The following is a 1,187-nucleotide window of genomic DNA, read 5'->3' on the forward strand; positions in this document are numbered from 1 at the left end:
ACCACCACCAGCGGCTTCACCCAGGCCGAGATCAACTGGCTGCAGGGGCTGAATCAGTCGGGCCTGCGCACCCGCCAGTCGCTTCTGGGCGACATCATCAACGCAAGCCCGGTGGTACTGCCGGCAAGCGGCAGTCGGCCGGCGCTTCTGCTGGCCGCCGCCAACGACGGCATGCTGCACGGCTTCAACGCCGACACCGGGCGCGAGCTCTTCGCCTACCTTCCCTCTGAGCTCACCCAGGGGCAGGCGCCGGCGCTGCGCCCGCTCACCCAGCCAGGCTATCGCCACCGCTACTTCATGGATGGCACCCCGGCGGTGCGCGAGGTGAACATCGCAGGTGGCCCCAGCGCCATCGCCGTGGGCACCATGGGTGCCGGCGGGCGCACGGTCTTCGCCCTCGACGTCAGCCAGCCCACCCAGATGGGCGCGTCGAGCGTGCTGTGGGAGTTTCGCCACCCGGCACTGGGCACCGGCGTCACCACCCCGACCATCACCCAGCTCGTGGACGGGCGCTGGGTGGCGATCTTCGGCAACGGATACAACAGCGTCGGCTACCAGGCGTCGCTGTTCGTGGTGGATCTGCGCACCGGGCGCCTGATCTCGCACCGGTTGACCAACGAGGGAAGCGCCCAGGCGCCCAACGGGCTGGCCCCGCCGACGGTGACCGCCTGGCCTAATTTCAACGGCGCACGCTATGCCTACGCGGGGGATCTTGCCGGCAACCTGTGGCGCTTTTCCCTGACCGGTAGCGGCTCAGTTACCAAGGTCTATACGGGCTCGCGCAGCCAGCCGATCACCTCGGCCCCGGCGGTCACCCTGAGTACCAACTCGGCCAATACGCTGATGGTGCTGTTCGGTACCGGCAGCTACTTCAGAACCCAGGACGTCAACGACCGCAATGTGCAGCAGCTCGTCGGTCTGCGCGATCGCGTCGATCGCACGAGCGCCCTCACCAGCGCGCAGCTGCTCGCGCAGCGCATCACCGGCAGCGCCACACGCGACGGGTTCAACGTGCGCGCCAGCACCAACGTCGCGCTGACCACCGGCTACGAGGGATGGCGCCTGGAGCTGCCCGCCGGCGAACGGGTGATCAACTCGCCCACGCTCTCGAGCGATCTTCCAAGGCGGGTGCGCTTCTCGAGCATGCTGCCGGACATCGGCAACCCCTGCGGCGGCGGGCGAACCGG

The 1,187-nt window shown here is 68.8% G+C and carries 1 protein-coding gene; it reads left to right on the plus strand.

The window, feature by feature from the left end; genetic code table 11:
- A partial coding sequence (locus tag BIS11_RS18035) for a pilus assembly protein (RefSeq protein ID WP_253586789.1) occupies positions 1 to 1,187 on the plus strand: 1,187 nt, incomplete at both ends.

It is taken from the genome of Halomonas sp. 707D4 (genome assembly GCF_024158685.1).
Taxonomy (GTDB): domain Bacteria; phylum Pseudomonadota; class Gammaproteobacteria; order Pseudomonadales; family Halomonadaceae; genus Vreelandella.